Source organism: Mesorhizobium sp. P160219 (assembly GCF_057786095.1).
On record NZ_JBYNWG010000001.1, the window covers coordinates 1444997 to 1464373 of the forward strand.

Annotated in this window: 17 protein-coding genes; 12 read left to right on the top strand and 5 right to left on the bottom strand. The window is 63.5% G+C overall.

The window, feature by feature from the left end; all coding sequences use genetic code 11:
* Positions 1–12: 12 nt before the first annotated feature.
* Complete coding sequence (locus tag AC3EMP_RS07130) at positions 13–1770, bottom strand: ABC transporter ATP-binding protein (protein ID WP_023685110.1); 1758 nt, start codon at positions 1768–1770, stop codon at positions 13–15.
* Positions 1771–1945: 175 nt separating this feature from the next.
* On the opposite strand from AC3EMP_RS07130, the gene AC3EMP_RS07135 reads away from it, so the two are divergent.
* The gene (locus AC3EMP_RS07135) at positions 1946–3226 is read left to right on the top strand and encodes an amidohydrolase family protein (RefSeq protein WP_023685109.1); all 1281 of its coding nucleotides are present in this window, start codon (positions 1946–1948) and stop codon (positions 3224–3226) included.
* Positions 3227–3298: 72 nt separating this feature from the next.
* Positions 3299–4222: a DMT family transporter gene (locus tag AC3EMP_RS07140; protein ID WP_023692641.1), complete on the top strand. Its 924-nt coding sequence runs from the start codon at positions 3299–3301 to the stop codon at positions 4220–4222.
* A gap of 1 nt (position 4223) precedes the next feature.
* Here the strand turns inward: AC3EMP_RS07140 and AC3EMP_RS07145 are convergent, their stop codons facing one another.
* Positions 4224–5126 (bottom strand): phosphotransferase, encoded by a 903-nt coding sequence (locus tag AC3EMP_RS07145; RefSeq protein WP_488494598.1) that lies wholly within the window; start codon positions 5124–5126, stop codon positions 4224–4226.
* Between the two features lie 106 nt (positions 5127–5232).
* Between AC3EMP_RS07145 and AC3EMP_RS07150 the strand changes: the two genes are divergently transcribed.
* Positions 5233–5865: a class I SAM-dependent DNA methyltransferase gene (locus AC3EMP_RS07150; protein WP_023703533.1), complete on the top strand. Its 633-nt coding sequence runs from the start codon at positions 5233–5235 to the stop codon at positions 5863–5865.
* A 12-nt stretch (positions 5866–5877) separates the two neighbouring features.
* On the opposite strand, the gene AC3EMP_RS07155 is transcribed toward AC3EMP_RS07150, so the two are convergent.
* Both AC3EMP_RS07155 and AC3EMP_RS07160 read right to left on the bottom strand, forming a co-directional pair.
* Positions 5878–8331 (bottom strand): GcvT family protein, encoded by a 2454-nt coding sequence (locus AC3EMP_RS07155; protein ID WP_352710312.1) that lies wholly within the window; start codon positions 8329–8331, stop codon positions 5878–5880.
* Entirely contained in the window at positions 8328–9212 is an 885-nt protein-coding gene (locus AC3EMP_RS07160) for a phosphotransferase family protein (RefSeq protein WP_023712609.1), read from the bottom strand. Before AC3EMP_RS07160 ends, AC3EMP_RS07155 begins: the two co-directional genes overlap by 4 nt.
* A 420-nt stretch (positions 9213–9632) precedes the next feature.
* Between AC3EMP_RS07160 and AC3EMP_RS07165 the strand changes: the two genes are divergently transcribed.
* Complete coding sequence (locus tag AC3EMP_RS07165) at positions 9633–10397, top strand: DeoR/GlpR family DNA-binding transcription regulator (protein WP_023685103.1); 765 nt, start codon at positions 9633–9635, stop codon at positions 10395–10397.
* Here the strand turns inward: AC3EMP_RS07165 and AC3EMP_RS07170 are convergent.
* Positions 10394–10555: a hypothetical protein gene (locus AC3EMP_RS07170; protein ID WP_023698920.1), complete on the bottom strand. Its 162-nt coding sequence runs from the start codon at positions 10553–10555 to the stop codon at positions 10394–10396. The two genes, AC3EMP_RS07165 and AC3EMP_RS07170, sit on opposite strands and share 4 nt — an antisense overlap.
* 247 nt (positions 10556–10802) lie before the next feature.
* On the opposite strand from AC3EMP_RS07170, the gene AC3EMP_RS07175 reads away from it, so the two are divergent.
* From AC3EMP_RS07175 to AC3EMP_RS07210, 8 genes are all read left to right on the top strand, one after another.
* Positions 10803–11414: a DedA family protein gene (locus AC3EMP_RS07175; protein ID WP_023698922.1), complete on the top strand. Its 612-nt coding sequence runs from the start codon at positions 10803–10805 to the stop codon at positions 11412–11414.
* Between the two features lie 80 nt (positions 11415–11494).
* Complete coding sequence (locus AC3EMP_RS07180) at positions 11495–12406, top strand: LysR family transcriptional regulator (protein WP_023673412.1); 912 nt, start codon at positions 11495–11497, stop codon at positions 12404–12406.
* A gap of 210 nt (positions 12407–12616) precedes the next feature.
* Complete coding sequence (locus AC3EMP_RS07185; RefSeq protein ID WP_023698923.1) at positions 12617–13771, top strand: ABC transporter substrate-binding protein; 1155 nt, start codon at positions 12617–12619, stop codon at positions 13769–13771.
* A gap of 210 nt (positions 13772–13981) precedes the next feature.
* The gene (locus AC3EMP_RS07190) at positions 13982–14980 is read left to right on the top strand and encodes an ABC transporter ATP-binding protein (RefSeq protein ID WP_023692631.1); all 999 of its coding nucleotides are present in this window, start codon (positions 13982–13984) and stop codon (positions 14978–14980) included.
* Positions 14981–15200: 220 nt separating this feature from the next.
* Positions 15201–16166, top strand: a complete 966-nt coding sequence (locus tag AC3EMP_RS07195) for an ABC transporter permease (protein ID WP_352710313.1) — start codon at positions 15201–15203, stop codon at positions 16164–16166.
* Positions 16156–16971 (top strand): ABC transporter permease, encoded by an 816-nt coding sequence (locus tag AC3EMP_RS07200; RefSeq protein ID WP_352710316.1) that lies wholly within the window; start codon positions 16156–16158, stop codon positions 16969–16971. Before AC3EMP_RS07195 ends, AC3EMP_RS07200 begins: the two co-directional genes overlap by 11 nt.
* Positions 16972–17076: 105 nt before the next feature.
* Positions 17077–18504, top strand: a complete 1428-nt coding sequence (locus AC3EMP_RS07205) for a gamma-aminobutyraldehyde dehydrogenase (protein WP_023692629.1) — start codon at positions 17077–17079, stop codon at positions 18502–18504.
* Between the two features lie 153 nt (positions 18505–18657).
* Positions 18658–19356, top strand: a complete 699-nt coding sequence (locus AC3EMP_RS07210; protein ID WP_023673418.1) for a DUF3592 domain-containing protein — start codon at positions 18658–18660, stop codon at positions 19354–19356.
* Positions 19357–19377 lie beyond the last annotated feature (21 nt).

Consider the following 19377-nt stretch of genomic DNA (forward strand, 5'->3'; position numbering starts at 1 on the left):
GGAGGGTAAAGCTCACGGCATCAGCTGATATTCGTAAAGCTTCTGATACAGCCCGCCCTGGTTGAGCAGCGTGCGATGCGCGCCGCTTTCCACCACCTTGCCGGCCTCCAGCACCACGATCGTGTCGGCCTGGTGCACGGTCGACAGGCGGTGGGCAATGACGATGGTGGTGCGCCCGACCGTCAGCTGCTGCAGCGCGTCGCGGAACAGCGCCTCGGATTCGGCGTCGAGTGCGCTGGTCGCCTCGTCCAGAAGCAGGATTTCGGCATTGCGCAGCATGGCGCGTGCGATCGAGATGCGCTGGCGCTGGCCGCCTGACAGCAGCGCGCCATTCTCGCCGACATCCGTGTCGTAGCCTTTCGCCTGGGCGCTGATGAAGTCATGTGCATTGGCGGCCCTTGCGGCGGCCATTACTTCCTCGTCCGTGGCGCCCTCGCGCCCGAGCCTGATGTTGTGCATGATCGTGCCGGCAAACAGGAACGTGTCCTGGCTGACATAGGCGATCTTTTCCCTGACCGAGGTGAGCGTGGCACAAGAAATGTCCTGCCCGTCGAACATCACCCTGCCGCTCTGCGGGTCGTACATGCGCATGATCAGGTTGAGGATGGTCGACTTGCCACTGCCCGAGGGTCCGACGAGCGCCGTCATTTTGCCTGCGGCAAGCGTCAGGTCCAGTCCCTCGAACACCGGCGCGCTTTCGGGGTAGGCGAAGCTGACATTGTCGAAATGGATCTCGCCCGGCCCGGCCCGCAGCGGCTTTGCATCCGGCTTTTCGGCCAGCGTCAGCGGCCGGTCGGCGAGCTGGAACATCATGCGCACGCCGACAATGCCGGTTTCAAGCGAGATGCGTACGCGGGCCAGGCGCTTGGCCGGCTCATAGGCCAACAGCAGCGCCGCGATGAAGGCCATGATGTTGCCCGGCATCTGACCGCCGCCGCCCAGAACCAGGAAGCCGCTGACAAAAACGGCGCCAGCGATGGCCAGCCCCGCAAGCGTTTCCATAACCGGGCTGGTGGCGGCCTCCAGCGTGGCGATGTTGTTGGCGCGGCTCTCCACGTCCGACACGGCCTTGTACATGCGCTTGCGCATGGCGCCTTCGAGACCGAAGGATTTGACGACGCGCACGCCGATCGCCGTTTCCTGCATCACCTGCACGATCTGGCCGAGCGAACGGAATTCTTGCGAGGCAATTTTTCGGACGCGCTTCAGGATACGATTGACGCCGTAAATGGCGATCGGCCCGATCACCAGACAGATCAGGGACAGCGCCGGCTGCTGCCAGACCATCACACCCACCAGCGCAGCCAGCGTCACCAGGTCGCGAACATAGGACGTGACGATTTGGTCGAGCACGCTGCGCGCGGCCTGGGCATTGTTCGTCATGCGCGAAATCAGTTCGGACGAAGAGGTCGAATGATAGAATTCGATGCCTTGCGCAAGAATGCTGTCATAGATCTTGCGCTGCCGGTCGGCGATGATGGCATTGCCGACCCTGCTCATGAAGTAGGCCTGGATGAAGTTTGCGAAGCCCTTGAGAATGAAAATCGCTCCGGTCGCCGCCGCGATCAGATTGACCTGCCCAATCCTCTTGTAAACCACGAATTCATTGGTGATTTCGCGCAGCATATAGGCGCTGGCTGCTGTCGTTGCCGCCACCACCAGCATCGACAGAATGGCCGCAGCGTAGCCAAATCTATGTGCGTGAAAGGATTCCCGCAAAAGCCTTGCGATAAGGCGCTGGTTTTCCGTCGAACGGAAGAAGCGAAACAAATGGCCGATCCCATGCCTGACTGACGAATTTCGGATTCGCCACCGGGGCGAAAGGCGGCTTATAGAGCGAGTTGTGGCCGGATGGAACCTTTCGCTGTCGCGGAGACAATCGGCTGCGGCACGGTGTCTTTTGCGCCACGATTGCGGCGACTGATCTGCGGGGAGATGACGACAGATGGATTTCGACCTTGTTGTGCGCGGCGGAACGCTGCCCGACGGCACCGTCGCCGACCTGGGCATCATCGGCGAGACGATCGTCGCCATCGAGTCCGAACTGCATGTCAGCGCCGGCACGGCGATCGACGCCCGTGGCAATCTGATCTCGCCGCCCTTCGTCGATCCGCATTTCCATATGGACGCCACGCTGTCCTACGGCATTCCACGCATCAACGCTTCGGGCACGCTGCTGGAAGGCATTTCGCTGTGGGGCGAACTGAAGCCGCTCTTCACCCATGACGCGGTGCGCGAGCGGGCGCTCGCCTATTGCGACTGGGCGGTCTCGATGGGCCTGCTCGCCATCCGCACCCATGTCGATGTCTGCGACGACCGGCTGCTGGCGGTCGAGGCGCTGCTCGACGTCAAGAAGATTGTCGCGCCCTATATCGATCTGCAACTGGTCGCTTTCCCGCAGGATGGCTTCTACCGTTCGCCGACGGCGCGCCAGAACACGCTGCGCGCGCTCGACATGGGCGTCGACATCGTCGGCGGCATCCCGCATTTCGAACGCACCATGGCCGACGGCACGCGCTCGGTCACCGAACTTTGCGAAATCGCGGCAGATCGCGGGCTGATGGTCGACCTGCATTGCGACGAGACCGACGATCCGTTGTCGCGCCACATCGAGCAGCTTGCCTATGAGACGCAGCGCCTTGGCCTGCAGGGCAAGGTGGCCGGCTCGCACCTCACCTCGATGCACTCGATGGACAATTATTACGTCTCCAAGCTGCTGCCGCTGATCGCCGAGGCCGGTGTCTCGGCGATCCCCAATCCGCTGATCAACATCATGCTGCAGGGCCGCCACGACACGTTTCCCAAACGCCGCGGCATGACCCGGGTGAAGGAGATGCAGGCGCTCGGCATCCGCGTCGGCTGGGGCCAGGATTGCGTTCTCGACCCCTGGTATTCGCTCGGCACCGCCGACATGCTCGACGTCGCCTTCATGGGCCTCCACGTCGCTCAGATGTCGAGCCCTGCCGACATGGCGCGCTGCTTCGACATGGTCACCAATGTCAACGCCGCCATCATGGGCCTCGATCATCTCGGCCTTGCCGTGGGCAAGCGCGCCAGCTTCGTCATTCTCGATGCCGGCAACCCGATCGAGGCCTTGAGGCTGCGTGCCGAACGGCTGTGCGTCGTCGCCAGGGGCAAGGTGGTGGCCGAGCGCACGAAGCAGGAGACACGGCTGTCGATCGCCGGCCGTCCCGGACAGGTGAACCGGCGGCACAAAACTGCGTAGAAACAGCCGATTTCCGCCGCTGGTCTTGCCGATTTGCCTCGTCAAAGCGGCCGCTTGCAGCTAGGGAGCCGCATGGCCCAGTCGCTCGTCCGCACCTTTACCATCAGGAACGCGCTTCTGGCCGGCATCCTCTTGATGCTGGCCGGCGACTTCATGTTCGCGCTGAACGACGCGATGGGCAAATGGCTGGTCGCCAGCTTCTCGGTCGGCCAGGTGGTGCTGATCCGATCCATCGGCGCCTTCATCGTGCTCGGCCCGATGATCGCCAACCAGGGCGCCCGCAGACTGTTCCGGATGGAGCGGCCGGTCCTCCAGATTCTGCGCGTGCTGGCGACCACGGCGGACACGGCGCTGTTCTATGCCGCCGTCGTCTATCTTCCGCTTGCCGACGTGATGAGCTTCTACATGGCCGGGCCGATCTATGTGGCGGCGCTGTCGCATTTCCTGCTCGGCGAAAAGGTCGGCTGGCGCCGCTGGGCCGCCATCATGGTCGGCTTCTGCGGCGTGCTGATCATCTTGAAGCCGTCTTCGGCGGCGTTCTCGCAGTCCTCGCTGTTCGCACTGGTCGGCAGCATCGCCTTCGCCTTTGCCATCATCCTCAGCCGCCGCCTGCGCGGCACCAGCGACACAACGCTGGTCACCTGGCAGACTATCGGCACGCTGCTGGTCGGCGGCGTGATGACCATAGGCGCCTGGCAGACGCCCTCGGCACTCGATTTCGGCGCCATGCTCCTGCTCGGCATCGTCTCCTGCAGCGCGCATCTGATGATTACCAGGGCGCTGAAACTGGCCCCTGCCTCGACGCTGGCGCCGCTGCACTACAGCCTGCTTCTATGGGCGGTGATCTTCGGCCTGGCATTCTTCGGCGACCTGCCGGGACCGCGCATCCTGATCGGCTCGGCCATCGTCGTGCTCGCCGGCCTGTTCATCTTCCACCGCCAGAAGGTGGTCGAAACAGTCGTGCCGCCGGAGAACGTGCCGAAAGGCGTGAATTGACCTAACCTTGGCGCACCGCCCCCAGATGCCGTGAAAACTCGGGCGTTTCCATCAGCGCCTTGCAACGGGCGAAGCGGCCGTCGGCATAGGCGCGGAAGTCCTCGACCGGGTTGTTGTTGGCAAGCTGGATCAGCCCCCACAGCGTCCACAACAGGTCGCACATCGCCTTGTAGATAACGACGCGGCCGCGCTCGGCCGGTTTCGCCTCGCCGCCGAAATAGGCGCGCATCATCTCTTCCTCCTGCGCGGTGTCGAACCGGCCTTCGACCGAGAGGTCGCCGAGGTCCCAGAGCGGGTCGTTCATCCCCGAATATTCCCAGTCGACGATCCACATCCGCTCGCCCGTATCGAGAAAATTCTCGCACAGCGGATCGCAGTGGCAGGCCGCAAGCGGCAGTCTATGCGCGGCAAGGGACGCTCGCACGGTGTCAAATTCGCGCACCACGTCATGGTAGCCCGGCGGCAAGGCGACGTCCTTGGTCGATAAGACCTTGAGATAGTCGTCGATCATCGCAAACAGCTCGAAGCGGAACGGGAACACCGCGCCTGACGAGTGCAGCTTGCGGAAGGCTTCGCCGGCGCGGGCCGGGCTGCCGGCGCGCAGCTTGAACTTTTCCGGCGACATCGTCACGGCGCCGGCAACGAAGCGGCTCGCCAGCACGCCTGTCGCGGGGTCGACATGCAGCACTTCGGGGCTGACGCCCGCTTTGGCCGCCTCACGCGCCGCCACCGCTTCATTGGCGCGGTTGATATACTCCTCGGTGCCTTTGCCGGGGATACGCAGGCAGATATCGCCGGCCCGAAAGACGAGATTGGTCATCCCGCCCAGCCGCTCAAGCGGTCCGTCATAGCCCGCCAATGCCGGAATTGCCGCAAGTGTTGCGCGTGCCTCGTCCGTCCCCATGCCTGTTGCCCTTGGCCGTGTATTTCTTGCGACAACGGTTCCACAGTTTTCGCCGTTTGGCTATCATCCGATCGAGGGTGAGCAGCGAGCTGGCGGAGAAACAGCCATGGCGGGCAACAAGGATCATGGCGGGCTTGGCGCCGCCTATTCGGCGCAACGGCCCGAGGACGTCGCCGCGATCTATGACAGTTGGTCGGAAACCTACGATGCCGACATGTCGGCCGCCGGCTACCGCCATCCGACGATCTGCCTGGCCCTGCTGGCCCGCCATCTGCCGCGCGGCGCCGCACCGCTTCTCGACGCCGGCGCCGGCACCGGGCTGATCGGCGAGTGGCTGGCCATCACCGGCTATCCCCAGGTCGAAGCGCTCGATATTTCGCAAGGCATGCTGTCTAAAGCGGCGGCAAAGGGCGTCTATTCGGCGCTGCATTGCCTGGCGCTCGGCGGGCCACTGCCCTTTGCCGACAATGCCTATGCCGGCATCGTCTCGGCCGGCGTTTTCACCTCCGGCCATGTCGGCGCCGAGGGGCTGGACGAACTGATCCGCGTCTGCCGTCCCGGTGGCGTCATCGTGCTGACCATCAAGAACACGCTGTGGAACGCCGGCTTTGCCGATCGCATCGCTGCGCTCGAGGCTGAGGTCAGGGTCGTTCGTGCCGAGGAGACTGCGCCTTATGTTTCGATGCCGGGCGAGGCTGACACCGTGCCCAGCCGCGGCCTTGTACTCCGTGTGAGCTAATCCAGGTTTCGTCTACGCCTTGATCCTGCTCATCGAAGAATCGTACATCGGTTCGAGATGAATGTTGGCCGGCGTCCGTTCCATCGCGACCACCAGCTCATAGTCCCCTGAGCTGAGAAAATCGTCGCTGACGCCATCGGCGTTGCGGACATAGCCATAGCCGATGTTCTTAGCCAGCGTGTAGCCATAACCGCCGCTGGTGAGATAGCCGACCGGTTCGCCATTGCGCAAAATCGTCTCGCGCCCGACCAGCACGATATCGGGATCGTCGACCGTGAAGCCGGCAAAGCGTTTCTTCAGGTCGGCGCCGCTGATCTTTTCGAGCGCCCGCCGGCCGACGAAATCGGTGTTCTTCCTCAGCTTCACCGCCCAGCCGAGGCCGGCCTCCTGAGGCGTGTCGTTGGGGGTGATGTCGGAGCCCCAGGCGCGGTAGCCTTTCTCCAGCCGAAGTGATTCCAGCGCCCGGTAGCCGATCGGCCGGATGCCGTGCGGCTTGCCTGCCGCCATCAGCGTGTCGAAAATCTCGCCGGTGGCGGCGATCGGCACATGCAATTCCCAACCAAGCTCGCCGACATAGGTGACGCGCAGCGCCCGAACCGTATGGCCGGCAGTCGTGATCTCGCGGATATGGCCGAACGGGAAGGCGGCATTCGAGACATCGGCATCGGTCACGGCAGCCAGAACGTCGCGGGCCCGCGGTCCCATCAGTGACAGCGTGCCGAAATCCTCAGTGACATCTTTCAGCGTCACGTCGAGACCCTTGCCGACATGGTCGCCGATCCAGGAGAGATCATGCGTGCGGAAGCCGGTGCCGGTCACGATGTAGAATTTGTCTTCGGCGAGCCTGGCCACCGTCAAATCGGCCTCGATGCCGCCGCGCGTGTTGAGAAGCTGCGTGTAGGTCAGCCGTCCCACCGGCTTGGCGACATCGTTGGCGCAGATCCAGTCCAGCGCCTTGGCCGCATCCGAACCCGTCATTTCGTATTTGGCGAAGGACGACTGGTCGAAGATGCCGACTTTCTCGCGCACATGGCGATGCTCCTCGCCGACCGGGCCAAACCAGTTCTGCCGGCCCATGGAATAAATGTCTTCGGGTCTGGCGCCCTGCGGCGCGAACCAGTTCGGCCGTTCCCAGCCGAGCTTGGAGCCGAACACCGCGCGGTGCGCTTTCAGCCGGTCATAGAGCGGCGAGACGATGCGCGGCCGGCCCGAGACGTACTCCTCATGCGGAAAGCCGATCGTGTAATGCTTGCCATAGGCTTCCAGCGTGCGATCGCTGACCCATTGCCGGTCGCGGTGCAAATTGGAAAAGCGCCTGATGTCGACCACCCAAAGGTCGAGCGGCGCTTCACCATCGACAACCCATTGCGCCAGCACCCAGCCGGCGCCGCCGCCGGAAGCGATGCCGAAGGCGTTGAAGCCGGCGCCGACGAACATGTTGGCGCATTCGGGCGCGACACCGAGGATGAAATTGCCGTCCGGCGTAAAACTCTCCGGCCCGTTGATCATCTGCTTGACGCCGACCGTCTCCAGCGCCGGCACGCGCGCGATCGCCTGGCTCATATGCTGTTCGAAATGATCGTAGTCGTCGTCGAACAGGCGGAACTCCCAGTCATCGGGGACATCGCCGCCGGGCAGGCCGGTCGCCCAGGCCTGCGGGTTCGGCTCATAGCCGCCCATCACCAACCCGCCGACCTCTTCCTTGAAATAGGTGCGGCGGTCGGGATCGCGGATTGTCGGCGCGTCGGTCGCCAGCCCGTCGATCTTCTCGGTGATGATGTACTGGTGCTTGACCGGTTGCAGCGGCACGCAAATGCCGGCCATCGCGCCGACCTGGCGTGACCATTGCCCGGCGCAGTTCACCACCTTGTCGCAAGCAATGTCGCCCTTGTTGGTCTTCACCGCGGTGATGTGCCCGTCCGTCATGTCAAAGCCGGTAACGCGGACGTCCTCGAACAGCTTGGCGCCATGCATGCGCGCGCCCTTGGCCAGCGACTGCGTGATGTCGGAGGGGCTGGCCTGCCCATCGGTCGGCAGCCAGGAGGCGCCGACGAGGTCGCCGGTCTCCAGCAGCGGCCACATCTTTTTGACCTCCCCCGGCGACAGCAACTGCATGTCCATGCCGAAGCTCCTGGCCGTCGTCGCCAGCCGTTTATATTCGGTCCAGCGGTCGGCATTGGTCGCAAGCCTGAGGCACCCGGTCATCTTCCAGCCGGTAGCGAGCCCGGTTTCGGCTTCCAGTCCCTTGTAGAGCTCGACCGAATATTTGAGCACGCGGGTGATCGAGGCCGACGAGCGCAACTGGCCGACCAGCCCGGCCGCATGCCAGGTCGAACCCGAGGTCAGCTTGCCCTGTTCCAGCAGCACGACATCGGCCTTGTGGTCGCGCGCCAGGTGATAGGCCGTCGAACAGCCGATAATGCCGCCGCCGATGACGACGATGCCGGCATGTGTAGGCAATGTCATGACTGTGTCCCGTACTTCGTGCGGTAATTGTCCAGCGCCGCGTCGAGCCGCGTCAGGTTCTCCGCGGTGTAGGCGACGTAGTCGATGCCGGGCGCGTCGAGGTAAAGTTCGGAAACCATGCTCCACATCGCCTCGCGCAGCAGCGAGGCGCATTGCATGGCCGCGTGCGAGCGGCGGATCGCCTCATCCGGCTCGCGCATGAAATACGCCGTGAGGAAAGTGAAGGACTCCGCGTCGCTCATCTCGGCGTTGGAGGCAACGCCGGCAAGATCGAACATCGCGGTGTTGAAACCGGCATATTCGAAATCGATGAGCCACAACCTGTCGCCATCGTCGAGGATATTTGCCGGCAGAAGATCGTTGTGGCCGAATACGATCGGCAGCAGCTTCTGCGCCCGCTCCAACTCGTCGGCCAGAGCCAGCAGCCTGGGCAGCTCGTCGCGCTTGCGGCTGCCGCCTTCGCTCAGCGTTCGCGCATAGTCGCGGATGACATGGAAGACCCAGAACATGAAGCCGGCGCCGGAGATGTGATTGGGCATCTCGCGATGGAACCCGCGCATAAGCGCTGCGACGCGGCCGATATTGGCGCGCACATCCTCGGCGACATAGGTCTTCGCGCCGAGGAATTCCGTGACCATGATGCCGGGTTCGGAATGGTGGACCGCCGGCGCGAAGCCTGCGGCGTGCGCCGCGCGGGCCGTCATCACCTCGCGGTCGCGAAAGACGTGGTGAAATGGATAGTCCTGGCCGAAGCGCACGACATGCCGCCCGGCCGCGTCCTTGACCAGATAGTTGGCGTTGCTGAGGCCGCCCGGCAACGGCGCAATGTCGATGCTGCCATTCCAGCAAGGCAAGGTCCGGATGCGGTCTTCAGCAGTCACGGGACCATCCCTGACTTTTGCGGAGCTTTCTTGGGCGCCATGCGCCGCGCAACGAGCGTTGGGAAACGCAAAAAATCTCGTCGGTGCGGGACGCAGGAACTCCTATCCCGCGCCGCACCGACGAGCCCCTCTGGCCAGGTTTTGATACCCGGTCTCCGCCCCCGCGGATTTGAGAAACTTTTGTGCCAGTTCAAACCCAGACGGTCTGGCCAGACGGTCCGGTCCGTGAATTGCGGCTCTGCCATCACCCTCCCGTGGCAGTTCCGAAGCTGTCACGCCGTCAATGTCACGCCAGTGCTACCTAACTGTCAATGAAATGTTGTGACTTTTTTTGGGTGTTTTGCCCGAAACCACGAGCAATTCCTTTAAAAACGGCGGCATTGCCCTAAAACCGGGCAGGCCGCAAATTCAGGAAGCCAGATGATCCATTCGAAACGGCATGGCGAAATCCTCCGCCTCCTCAAGGAAGAGGGCACCGTCACCATTGCCAGCCTCGCCGACCGGCTGGGGGTTTCGCTTGAAACGGTGCGCCGGGATGTCAAGCCACTGACCGGCAATGGCTCGGTGCTCAAGATGCATGGCGCGATCGGCCTGCCGTCGATGGCCGGCGAAGCGCCGTTCGAGCGGCGCATGCGCGACAATGCGGAGGCCAAGCGGCTGATCGCCCGCATGGTCGCTGCCACCATTCGCGACGGTGAATCGGTCATGCTGGACACCGGCACCACGACCTCGTTCCTGGCCCGCGAACTGCTCGGCCACCGGCGGCTGACCGTGGTCACCAATTCATCCGACATCGCCCGCACGCTGGCCACCGTCAACGGCAACAAGGTCTATATGGCCGGCGGCGAATTGCGCAGCGATTCCGGAGCCGCCTTCGGCGCCTCGGCGATCGATTTCGTCAGCCGCTTCTCGGTCAGCCATGCGGTGATTTCGATCGGCGCCGTCGATGCCGCCGCAGGCCTTGCCGACTACGATCTGGAAGAGGCGGAGTTCGCCCGCATGGTGCTGTCGCGCGGCCAGCGCTCGCTGGTCATCACCGACCACACCAAGTTCGGTCGCCAGGGTCTGGTCCAGGTCTGCGGCTTCGACGGTTTTTCCGAACTCGCCACCGACCAGCCGCCGCCGCGCGACATTGCCTCGGCACTTGCCGAGGCTGGAGCGCGCCTTAGCATTGCTGCGGCCTAGCCAAACACCAGCGACTGGCGCGCCGCGATCCCGGCCATGCCGCCACCCGATACCACGAAGGCGATGTTGTGCATCATGCGCGCCGCGTCGCCGGCCGCGTAAGATGTCGTTCTGGTGAAAAATTGTTTTTCAATCATCCCGCTCTTCGCAATGTCCATGCAACTTGGCAGCCGCAAACAGCGCCTCGTCGAAATGCGGGCCGGGCGAATCGCCCGCATCAGCAATGAGGCCACCATGCTGCAAACGATGCCTTGTCTTTCCTCATGGCCTGGACGCTTGCGCGCTCCGACCTGGAAGCCGACCCGGCTTGGCCGGACATTCCGCAACTTTCCGCCGGCGACGGTGTATGACGGTGTATAAGGTGTCCAGGATCAAGAACCTCAAAACCTATGACTGGCGCTTCGCATGACTGATCCACTGTCGGCGATCCTGGGCTTCGGCCTGCTCGGCGTCGCCTGCCTCGCCTTCACAGAAAAGATCCTGCCGCTGCCGCCCTCGCATGTGCTGCTGCTGTTCCTCGGCATGACGGCAGCCCCCGATCTCCCGGCGCTGGCGATCCTGCTTCTGGTAACGACGCTGTCCGCCATCACAGGCTGCCTTGTCTGGTATAGTTTGGGTCGTCGGATTGGCTTGGATCGTGCCGACAGGCTGGTCCAGCGTTTCGGCAAATATGTCTGCTTGCGCTATGCGACCTACAGCAAGCTTGGTCAGGCCTATCGCCGCCATCATGTCCGGGTCTCCTTGCTGGCGCAGTTCATCCCGACGGTTCGCAACTATCTGCCGATCGCGGCCGGCGCGCTCCGTCTTCCACTCTTGCCCTTCGCGGCGGCGACGCTGCTCGGCGCCACGCTATGGAACACCGGCTTCCTCGTCACCGGCTACCTTATGCGCGGCAGCGGCAGGGATTCCTATGCCATCGGTTTTCGCATCATCATCATCGTTTTGGCGCTGGAGACGGCGTTTATGCTCGCGCTTCGCTACGGTCCTGCCTGCCGGCGGCGCCTCGGGTTCGGCTGACCAGGAGGCGCCTCAAGCAGTATGGGTATAAGCTCCGCCTTCGGCTTTCCTTCCCCGGCGCGCCGGTGTTTAGTCCGGCCATGGCTTTCACCATCCGCCAGCTGCAGTTCTTCATTGCCGTCGCCGAGCAAGGCACGGTGTCGGGCGCCGCACAAAACCTCTCCATCTCGCAATCCTCGGTCACCGAGGCGATCAAGGAGCTGGAGAGCGATCTCGGCGTCGAATTGTTCGAGCGCCATCCGCGTGGCCTCAACATTACCCACAAAGGCCACCAGTTCCTGCGCCATGCGACCAAGATCCTGGCCGACGTCTCCGACGCGCGCCGCGCTTTTTCCGACGACCAGGTGGTGGCCGGCGGGCGGCTGCAGCTCGGCGTCACCTCGCTGGTCGCGGGCTATGTGCTGTCCGATCTGCTGGCGCGCTACCGCCGCGCCTATCCCGGCGTCGATGTCTCGGCCATCGAGGACAATGGCGACTATCTCGAACATCTGCTGATCGGCGGCAAGCTCGACATTGCCGTCATGGTCACCTCCAATTTGCGCGACCGCACCGCGCTGCAGTCGGAAATCCTCGAGGTCTCGGCCTACCGGCTGTGGGTCCCGCTCGGCCACAAGCTGGCCAGCGCCGACATTATCGGCATAGGCGACATTGCCGGCGAGCCGCTGATCATGCTGACCGTCGACGAGATCGAGGAGAACACCGGCAAGCTTCTGGCGGCGATCGGCGCCAGGCCGCATGTCGCCTTTCGCACCCGCTCGGTCGAAGCCGTTCGCAGCCTCGTCGCCACAGGTGCGGGCGTGGCGTTGCTGCCCGACCTAGTCTACCGGCCGTGGTCGCTGGAAGGCGACCGCATCGAATCGCGCGACATTTCGGGTTCCCTGCCGGTCGTCCAGGTCGGCATGGTCTGGCGCCGCGGCTCCGGTCTGCCGCAGGCGTCGCGCGACTTCATCGGCCTTGCCCAGTCGCAGCGTATGGTACGCCAGCAGCGTTGATAGGGTGCGTGGTTATCTATCGGAAAAACCGATATCGCGTTTCTGATAAATAAATTTGCGAAACCGGAATTTTCCGAGCACTTTTCATGTCAGGGACGAAAGCCGCCATCAGAGCGGCAACGTGCCATCGGATGAACTGACGCTTTTCAGCCTGCGGCTGACCGCGGCGGCGACTCGCTTCGCAGTCAGGCGCCAAATGGGAGATTGACGATGAATTCATTCCTGAAGACGTGCACCGCCTTGATGGTCGCGCTGACCTTTTCCGGTCAGGCTGTCGCCCAGGTCAAGGAACTTGGCAAGGGCGAAGGGGAGGTCAGCATCGTTGCCTGGCCGGGGTACATCGAGCGCGGCGAAACCGACAAGGGCTATGACTGGGTGACCTCCTTCGAGAAGGAGAGCGGCTGCAAGGTCAACGTCAAGACCGCGAACACCTCCGACGAGATGGTCTCGCTGATGAATGAGGGTGGGTTCGATCTAGTCACCGCTTCGGGTGACGCATCGCTGCGCCTCGTTGCCGGCAAGCGCGTGCAGCCGATCAACACCGATCTCATCCCGAGCTGGAAGGCGGTAGACGACCGTCTGAAGGATGCGCCCTGGTTCACCGTCGACAAGGTGCATTACGGCGTTCCCTATCAGTGGGGCCCGAACATCCTGATGTACAACACCGATGTCTTCAAGGAAGCGCCCAAGAGCTGGAACGTCGTCTTCGAGGAAATGAACCTGCCGGACGGCAAGTCCAACAAGGGCCGCGTCCAGGCCTATGACGGCCCGATCCACATCGCCGACGCCGCCAACTATTTGATGTTCCACAAGCCGGAACTCGGCATTAAGGACCCGTACGAATTGAACGAAGACCAGTACAAGGCAGCGCTCGAGCTGCTGCGTGTTCAGCGGACGCTGGTCGGCCGCTACTGGCATGACGCCGCCATCCAGGTCGACGATTTCCAGAACGAAGGCGTCGTCGCTTCCGGTTCGTGGCCTTACCAGGTCAACACGCTGGTTGCCGCCAAGAAGCCGGTCGCCTCGACCGTGCCGGAAGAAGGCGTCACCGGCTGGGCCGACACCACCATGATGGAGGCCGACGCCGCGCATCCCAACTGCGCCTATATGTGGCTTGAGCATTCGCTGTCGCCCAAGGTCCAGGGCGATGTCTCGGCCTGGTTCGGCTCGCTCCCCGTGGTGCCCGCTGCCTGCAAGGGCAACGAGCTGCTCGGCGAGGAAGGCTGCAAGACCAACGGCTACGAGAACTTCGACAAGATCAAGTTCTGGAAGACCCCGGTCTCCAAGTGCGCAACCCAGAACGACCAGTGCGTGCCTTACTACCGCTGGGTGTCCGACTATATCGGCGTCATCGGCGGGCGTTGAGCTCCCTTTAACCCACCCCCTTGTGGGGAGGGTCGACGCGCAGCGTCGGGGTGGGGGCAGCGCTGACGTCCGGTGCTAGTCACCCCCACCCGCGGCTTCGCCGCGACCTCCCCATCGAGGGGGAGGTGAAGTGCCGTGCCCGCTGGCCTGATTGGTGGCGGCAAGAGCTATTTCGACGAACCACAAACCGGCAACAGATCAGGACAGCCCATGACCTCGGCCGTTTCCTTCCAGAAAGTCTCTCGCCATTTCGGCAGCGTGCGCGCCGTCGATGCGGTCGATCTCGACATCGTGCCGGGCGAGTTCTTCGCCATGCTTGGTCCGTCGGGGTCCGGCAAGACTACCTGCCTGCGCCTCATCGCCGGCTTCGAGCAGCCGACATCGGGCTCGATCTCGATCTTCGGCGACCGCGCCGAGGGCGTGCCGCCCTATCGCCGCAACGTCAACACGGTGTTCCAGGACTACGCGCTGTTCCCGCATTTGAACGTGCTGGACAATGTCGCCTACGGGCTGATGGTCAAGGGCATCGCCAAGCCGCAGCGGCAGAAGGCGGCGGAAGAGGCATTGTCACTGGTGCGGCTTCCCGGCTATGGCGCCCGCCGTCCCGGCCAGCTCTCCGGCGGCCAACGCCAGCGCGTCGCGCTGGCCCGTGCGCTGGTCAACCAGCCCAAGGTGCTTTTGCTCGACGAGCCGCTCGGCGCGCTCGACCTCAAGCTGCGCGAGAACATGCAGGAAGAGCTGAAGTCGCTGCAGAAGGCGCTCGGCATCACCTTCGTCTTCGTCACCCATGATCAGGGCGAAGCGCTGTCGATGGCCGACCGCGTTGCCGTCTTCAATGACGGCAAGATCATGCAGATCGGCACGCCGGAAGACATCTACCAGCGGCCCAGGACACGCTTCGTCGCCGATTTCGTCGGCTCCTCCAATGTGTTGCCGCCGGATTTCGTCCAGCGTTATTCCGGCCAGGACCGCTGGGGCAGCCTGCGCCCCGAATCGATCCGCATCGGCAGCATTGCGAAAGGCGAAGGGGTTGCCGCGCGCCTGGTCGGAACCAACTATCTCGGCGCCACGACCAGGCTGGCGCTCGACGCCGACGGCTTGAGGCTGCACGCCATCGTGCCGGCCGGGACAAAGCTGCCGGCGGAAGGCGAAGCGGTGGTGCTGACGTTCAACCGCGAGCATTTGCATTTGATGGACGAGCCGGCATGAGTGAGGTTTGCGCCAAGCACCCCCCTCTGTCCTGCCGGACATCTCCCCCTCAAGCGGGGAGATTGGCTGTTCCTCCCGGTTTCGCCAATCTTCAACGTTGGGGATTTGGCGAGGCAGCGAAACTGCTGATCTCCCCCCTTGAGGGGGAGATGTCCGGCAGGACAGAGGGGGGTGTGAAAGAACCCGGCTTCTCAGGGTTCCTTCAGCACGCGGTCTCCCCATGAACATCGCCGCGCTCAACTCAACCTCCGCCCCCGCCATCCTGCCCGGCAGCGGCGGCGTGCGCGGTGCGCTGTCCGACCTGTTCTGGCGCAAGCCGCAACTGCTGCTGTTCCTCATGTTGGCGCCGCCGGTGCTGTGGCTCGGCGTCGTCTATATCGGTTCGCTGTTCGCGCTCTTGGCACAGAGTTTCTTCTCGATCGACGAATTTTCCGGCCTCATCAACCATGAGTTCACGCTGAAGACCTATGGCGACCTGTTCCAGCCCGCCAATCTCGACATCATCCTGCGCACGGTGACGATGGCGGTGCTGGTCACGCTGGCCTCCGCCGCCATCGCCTTCCCGATCGCCTATTATGCGGCGCGCTATGCCCGGGGCCGCTGGAAGGCGCTGTTTTATCTCGGAATCATGCTGCCGCTGTGGTCGAGTTATCTGGTGAAAATCTACGCCTGGAAGTTGATCCTCGCCAAGGAAGGCATTCTGACCTGGCTGCTGGCCAAATTGCATCTGCTCTGGGCGCTCGACGGCTGGCTGTCGCTGCCGGTCGTCGGCGGCAACTCGCTGTCGGTCTCCGCCACCGGCACCTTCATCGCCTTCGTCTATGTCTGGCTGCCGTTCATGATCCTGCCGGTGCAGGCGGCATTGGAGCGCGTGCCCGGCAATCTGGTCGAGGCGTCCTCCGATCTCGGCGCATCGCCGGGCCAGACCTTCCGCAACGTGCTGTTCCCGCTGGCGCTGCCCGGCATCGTCGCCGGCTCGATCTTCACCTTCTCGCTGACGCTGGGCGACTACATCATCCCGCAGATCATCGGCACGTCGCGGCTGTTTATCGGCCAGGCCGTCTATTCGCAGCAGGGCACCGCCGGCAACATCCCGCTCGCCGCCGCCTTCACCGTCGTGCCCATCGTCATCATGGGTTTCTATCTCTGGGGCGCCAAGCGCATGGGGGCCTTCGATGCGCTCTGACGGTTCGCAATCCGCCCCGCTCGGCCTCAAGATCGCAGCCGCTTGCGGCCTGCTCTTCCTGCACCTGCCGATCCTGCTGATCTTCGTCTGTGCCTTCACCACGGAAGAGAAGAGCTTCGTCTGGCCGCCGCCGGGGCTGACCACACAATGGTTCGCCGTCACCTGGAACCGGCCGGATGTCTGGCAGGCGCTGTCGCTTTCGGTCCGCGTCGCCGCAATCTCGACCGCGATTGCCTTGATACTGGGCACGCTGTGCGCCGCCGCCGTGTCACGGACGAAATTCTTCGGCCGCGAGACGATCTCGCTGCTCGTCATCCTGCCGATCGCGCTGCCCGGCATCATCACCGGCATCGCGTTGCGCTCGGCCTTCTCGCTAGCCGACATCCCGTTCTCGTTCTGGACGATCGTGCTCGGCCACGCCACCTTCTGCGTTGTCGTCGTCTACAACAATGCGGTCGCCCGTTTCCGCCGCACTTCCGGCTCAATGATCGAGGCCTCGATGGATCTCGGCGCCGACGGCTTCCAGACCTTCCGGCACGTCGTGCTGCCCAACATCGCCACCGCTCTGCTTGCCGGGGGGATGCTCGCCTTCGCGCTGTCCTTCGACGAGGTCATCGTCACCACCTTCACCGCCGGCCAGCAGCAGACCGTGCCGATCTGGATGCTGGAAGAGCTGATCCGCCCACGCCAGCGTCCGGTCACCAATGTCGTCGCCATGGTCGTGGTGCTGGTGACGCTGCTGCCCATCCTTGCCGCCTATTACCTGACCCGCGACGGCGACCAGATCGCCGGTTCGGGCAAATGAAGAACAGCGAATAGGGAGTAGCGAATAGCGAATAGGGGAGATTGCACGACCAGCCCTATTCGCTACTCGCTATTCGCTACTCGCTCCTGACCGAGGAGAACCTGCATGGACACCCAGATGCTGATCGGCTCGAGCTTCGAGAACGGCACCGAGACCGAGGAGCCAATTCTGAATCCAAAGACCGGGGCGACCATTCTCAACCTGCCTGAAGCCAGCCAGGCGCAGATCGAGGCGGCTGTTACTGCCGCCGAGCGAGCGTTCGTCTTGTGGTCACGCACAACGCCGGCGCAGCGCTCCGGCTATCTCCTCAAGATCGCCGACCGCATCGAGGCCAACGCGCGGGAGTTCGCGGCGCTCGAGGCGCTGAATTGCGGCAAGCCGATCAACGCCGTGCTCAATGACGAAATCCCGGCGATCGTCGACTGCTATCGCTTCTTTGCCGGCGCGGTACGTTCGATGCCGGGCGTGGTCGCCGGCGAATATCTGCCCGGCCACACCTCGATGGTGCGGCGCGACCCGATCGGCATCGTCGCTTCCATCGCGCCGTGGAACTATCCACTGATGATGATGGCCTGGAAGCTGGCGCCGGCCATTGCCGGCGGCAACACCGTCGTCTTCAAGCCGTCGGAGCAGACGCCGCTGACGGCGCTGAAGCTGGCCAGGATCCTGGCCGAGGTGCTGCCCGAGGGCGTCGTCAATGTCGTGCTCGGCCGCGGCGACAGCGTCGGCAACACGCTGATCAATCACGCCAAGGTCAACATGATTTCGATCACCGGCGACGTCGCCACGGGCAAGAAGGTGCTGCAGGCCGCCGCCAAGTCGGTCAAGCGCACGCATCTGGAACTCGGCGGCAAGGCGCCGGTCATCGTTTTCGACGATGCCGACCTCGGCGCCGTGGTCAACGGCCTGCGCGCTTTCGGCTACTACAATGCCGGGCAGGATTGTACAGCCGCCTGCCGCATCTATGCCGGCAAGAAGATCTACGACAAGCTCGTCGCCGATCTCTCATCTGCCGTCTCGACCATCAAATACAACCAGCCCGACGACACCGAAAACGAGATCGGGCCGCTGATCTCGCGCCGCCAGCGCGATCGAGTCTCGAGCTTCGTCGAGCGCGCTTCGGAACTGAAGCACATCGAGATCACCACCGGCGGCAAGCCGGGCGAAGGCTCCGGCTTCTATTACCAGCCGACGGTGGTTGCCGGCGCGCTGCAGGAAGACGAGATCGTGCGCCGCGAAGTGTTCGGTCCGGTCGTCTCCATCACCCGCTTCTCCGAAGTCGATGAAGCCGTGAACTGGGCCAATGACAGCGACTACGGCCTGGCATCCTCGGTGTGGACCAAGAACGTCTCGCGCGCCATGGCGACGGCCGCCCGTCTGCAATATGGCTGCACCTGGATCAACACCCATTTCATGCTGACCAACGAGATGCCGCATGGCGGGCTGAAGCAGTCTGGCTACGGCAAGGACATGTCTCTCTATGCGCTGGAGGATTATACCGCCGTTCGTCATGTGATGGTCGCGCATGGGTAGAGGCTGCCAATATCTCTAAAATGTTCGCCAACCCGTTTTCTGTACATTAAGCGAGAGTTACTTTTGCGGTACGGCGGGAGTTCACGATTTACTGAATATTCAACCTGAACGAGCAGCCTCTTGCCGGGAAACCGCGCGGCGAGGGGTTTGCGCATGAACACGACCAAGATCAAGCTGGTACTCATTGGCGGCTTCTGTCTGCTGATCGCTGTGTTCGGCGGCAAGGACATGATCAAGAAGAGCGGCTGGCCCGAGGCGCCTGCTGAAATCCTCGCGGTCAATGTCGAATGCGACATGGAATCGACCGCCCACAAGATTGTCTACAAGACCGTCAGCACCGCCACGATCCCGTGCGAACTGGTGGATGCGTTCAAGACGGTTCATGCTGACAAAGAGTGGAAGGTGACCCAGAAATTCACCGGCACCTTGCGCGTCGGCACCGGCGCCGACGCCGTCGAGGCCACGATGGAGCTGAACAAGAACGGTGCCCGCGAACCGCAGGTCGGCGACAAGCTCACCGTCGTCCAGAACCCCGCCAACCCCACCCAGATCGAACGCACCGGCATGACCGGCACGCGTTTGACGATCGTCATTGGCGCTGGACTGCTCGGCGCGTTGCTTCTCTATCTTGCTTTCAAACCCCGCCGGCGGATGTCGACCTCCGCCGTGGCGGGCAACCCTGCCGGAGATGCCGGCGCGGACCAGCGCGCGCGCCAGGCCGACGCCTTGATAGCGGCGGCCCTGGCCAAGCAGGCCACATTGCCCAATCAGCCGGCACGTGTCGCGGCTGCCGGATCGGCCAGGGAAGGGCGGTTTTCCGGGCAGCGGACGAGTTTCGGCCGCCGCAACTGATGGCCGAAAACTGCTGCACCT

What these genes read in the sequence shown, in the direction of transcription:
- AC3EMP_RS07155 (WP_352710312.1), bottom strand. Translation starts at nt 8,331, where the DNA reads ATGACATTGCCTACACATGCCGGCATCGTCGTCATCGGCGGCGGCATT.
- AC3EMP_RS07175 (WP_023698922.1), top strand. Translation starts at nt 10,803, where the DNA reads ATGACTGATCCACTGTCGGCGATCCTGGGCTTCGGCCTGCTCGGCGTC.
- AC3EMP_RS07170 (WP_023698920.1), bottom strand. Translation starts at nt 10,555, where the DNA reads ATGGACATTGCGAAGAGCGGGATGATTGAAAAACAATTTTTCACCAGA.
- AC3EMP_RS07135 (WP_023685109.1), top strand. Translation starts at nt 1,946, where the DNA reads ATGGATTTCGACCTTGTTGTGCGCGGCGGAACGCTGCCCGACGGCACC.
- AC3EMP_RS07150 (WP_023703533.1), top strand. Translation starts at nt 5,233, where the DNA reads ATGGCGGGCAACAAGGATCATGGCGGGCTTGGCGCCGCCTATTCGGCG.
- AC3EMP_RS07190 (WP_023692631.1), top strand. Translation starts at nt 13,982, where the DNA reads ATGACCTCGGCCGTTTCCTTCCAGAAAGTCTCTCGCCATTTCGGCAGC.
- AC3EMP_RS07145 (WP_488494598.1), bottom strand. Translation starts at nt 5,126, where the DNA reads ATGGGGACGGACGAGGCACGCGCAACACTTGCGGCAATTCCGGCATTG.
- AC3EMP_RS07195 (WP_352710313.1), top strand. Translation starts at nt 15,201, where the DNA reads ATGAACATCGCCGCGCTCAACTCAACCTCCGCCCCCGCCATCCTGCCC.
- AC3EMP_RS07180 (WP_023673412.1), top strand. Translation starts at nt 11,495, where the DNA reads ATGGCTTTCACCATCCGCCAGCTGCAGTTCTTCATTGCCGTCGCCGAG.
- AC3EMP_RS07205 (WP_023692629.1), top strand. Translation starts at nt 17,077, where the DNA reads ATGGACACCCAGATGCTGATCGGCTCGAGCTTCGAGAACGGCACCGAG.
- AC3EMP_RS07165 (WP_023685103.1), top strand. Translation starts at nt 9,633, where the DNA reads ATGATCCATTCGAAACGGCATGGCGAAATCCTCCGCCTCCTCAAGGAA.
- AC3EMP_RS07200 (WP_352710316.1), top strand. Translation starts at nt 16,156, where the DNA reads ATGCGCTCTGACGGTTCGCAATCCGCCCCGCTCGGCCTCAAGATCGCA.
- AC3EMP_RS07210 (WP_023673418.1), top strand. Translation starts at nt 18,658, where the DNA reads ATGAACACGACCAAGATCAAGCTGGTACTCATTGGCGGCTTCTGTCTG.
- AC3EMP_RS07185 (WP_023698923.1), top strand. Translation starts at nt 12,617, where the DNA reads ATGAATTCATTCCTGAAGACGTGCACCGCCTTGATGGTCGCGCTGACC.
- AC3EMP_RS07140 (WP_023692641.1), top strand. Translation starts at nt 3,299, where the DNA reads ATGGCCCAGTCGCTCGTCCGCACCTTTACCATCAGGAACGCGCTTCTG.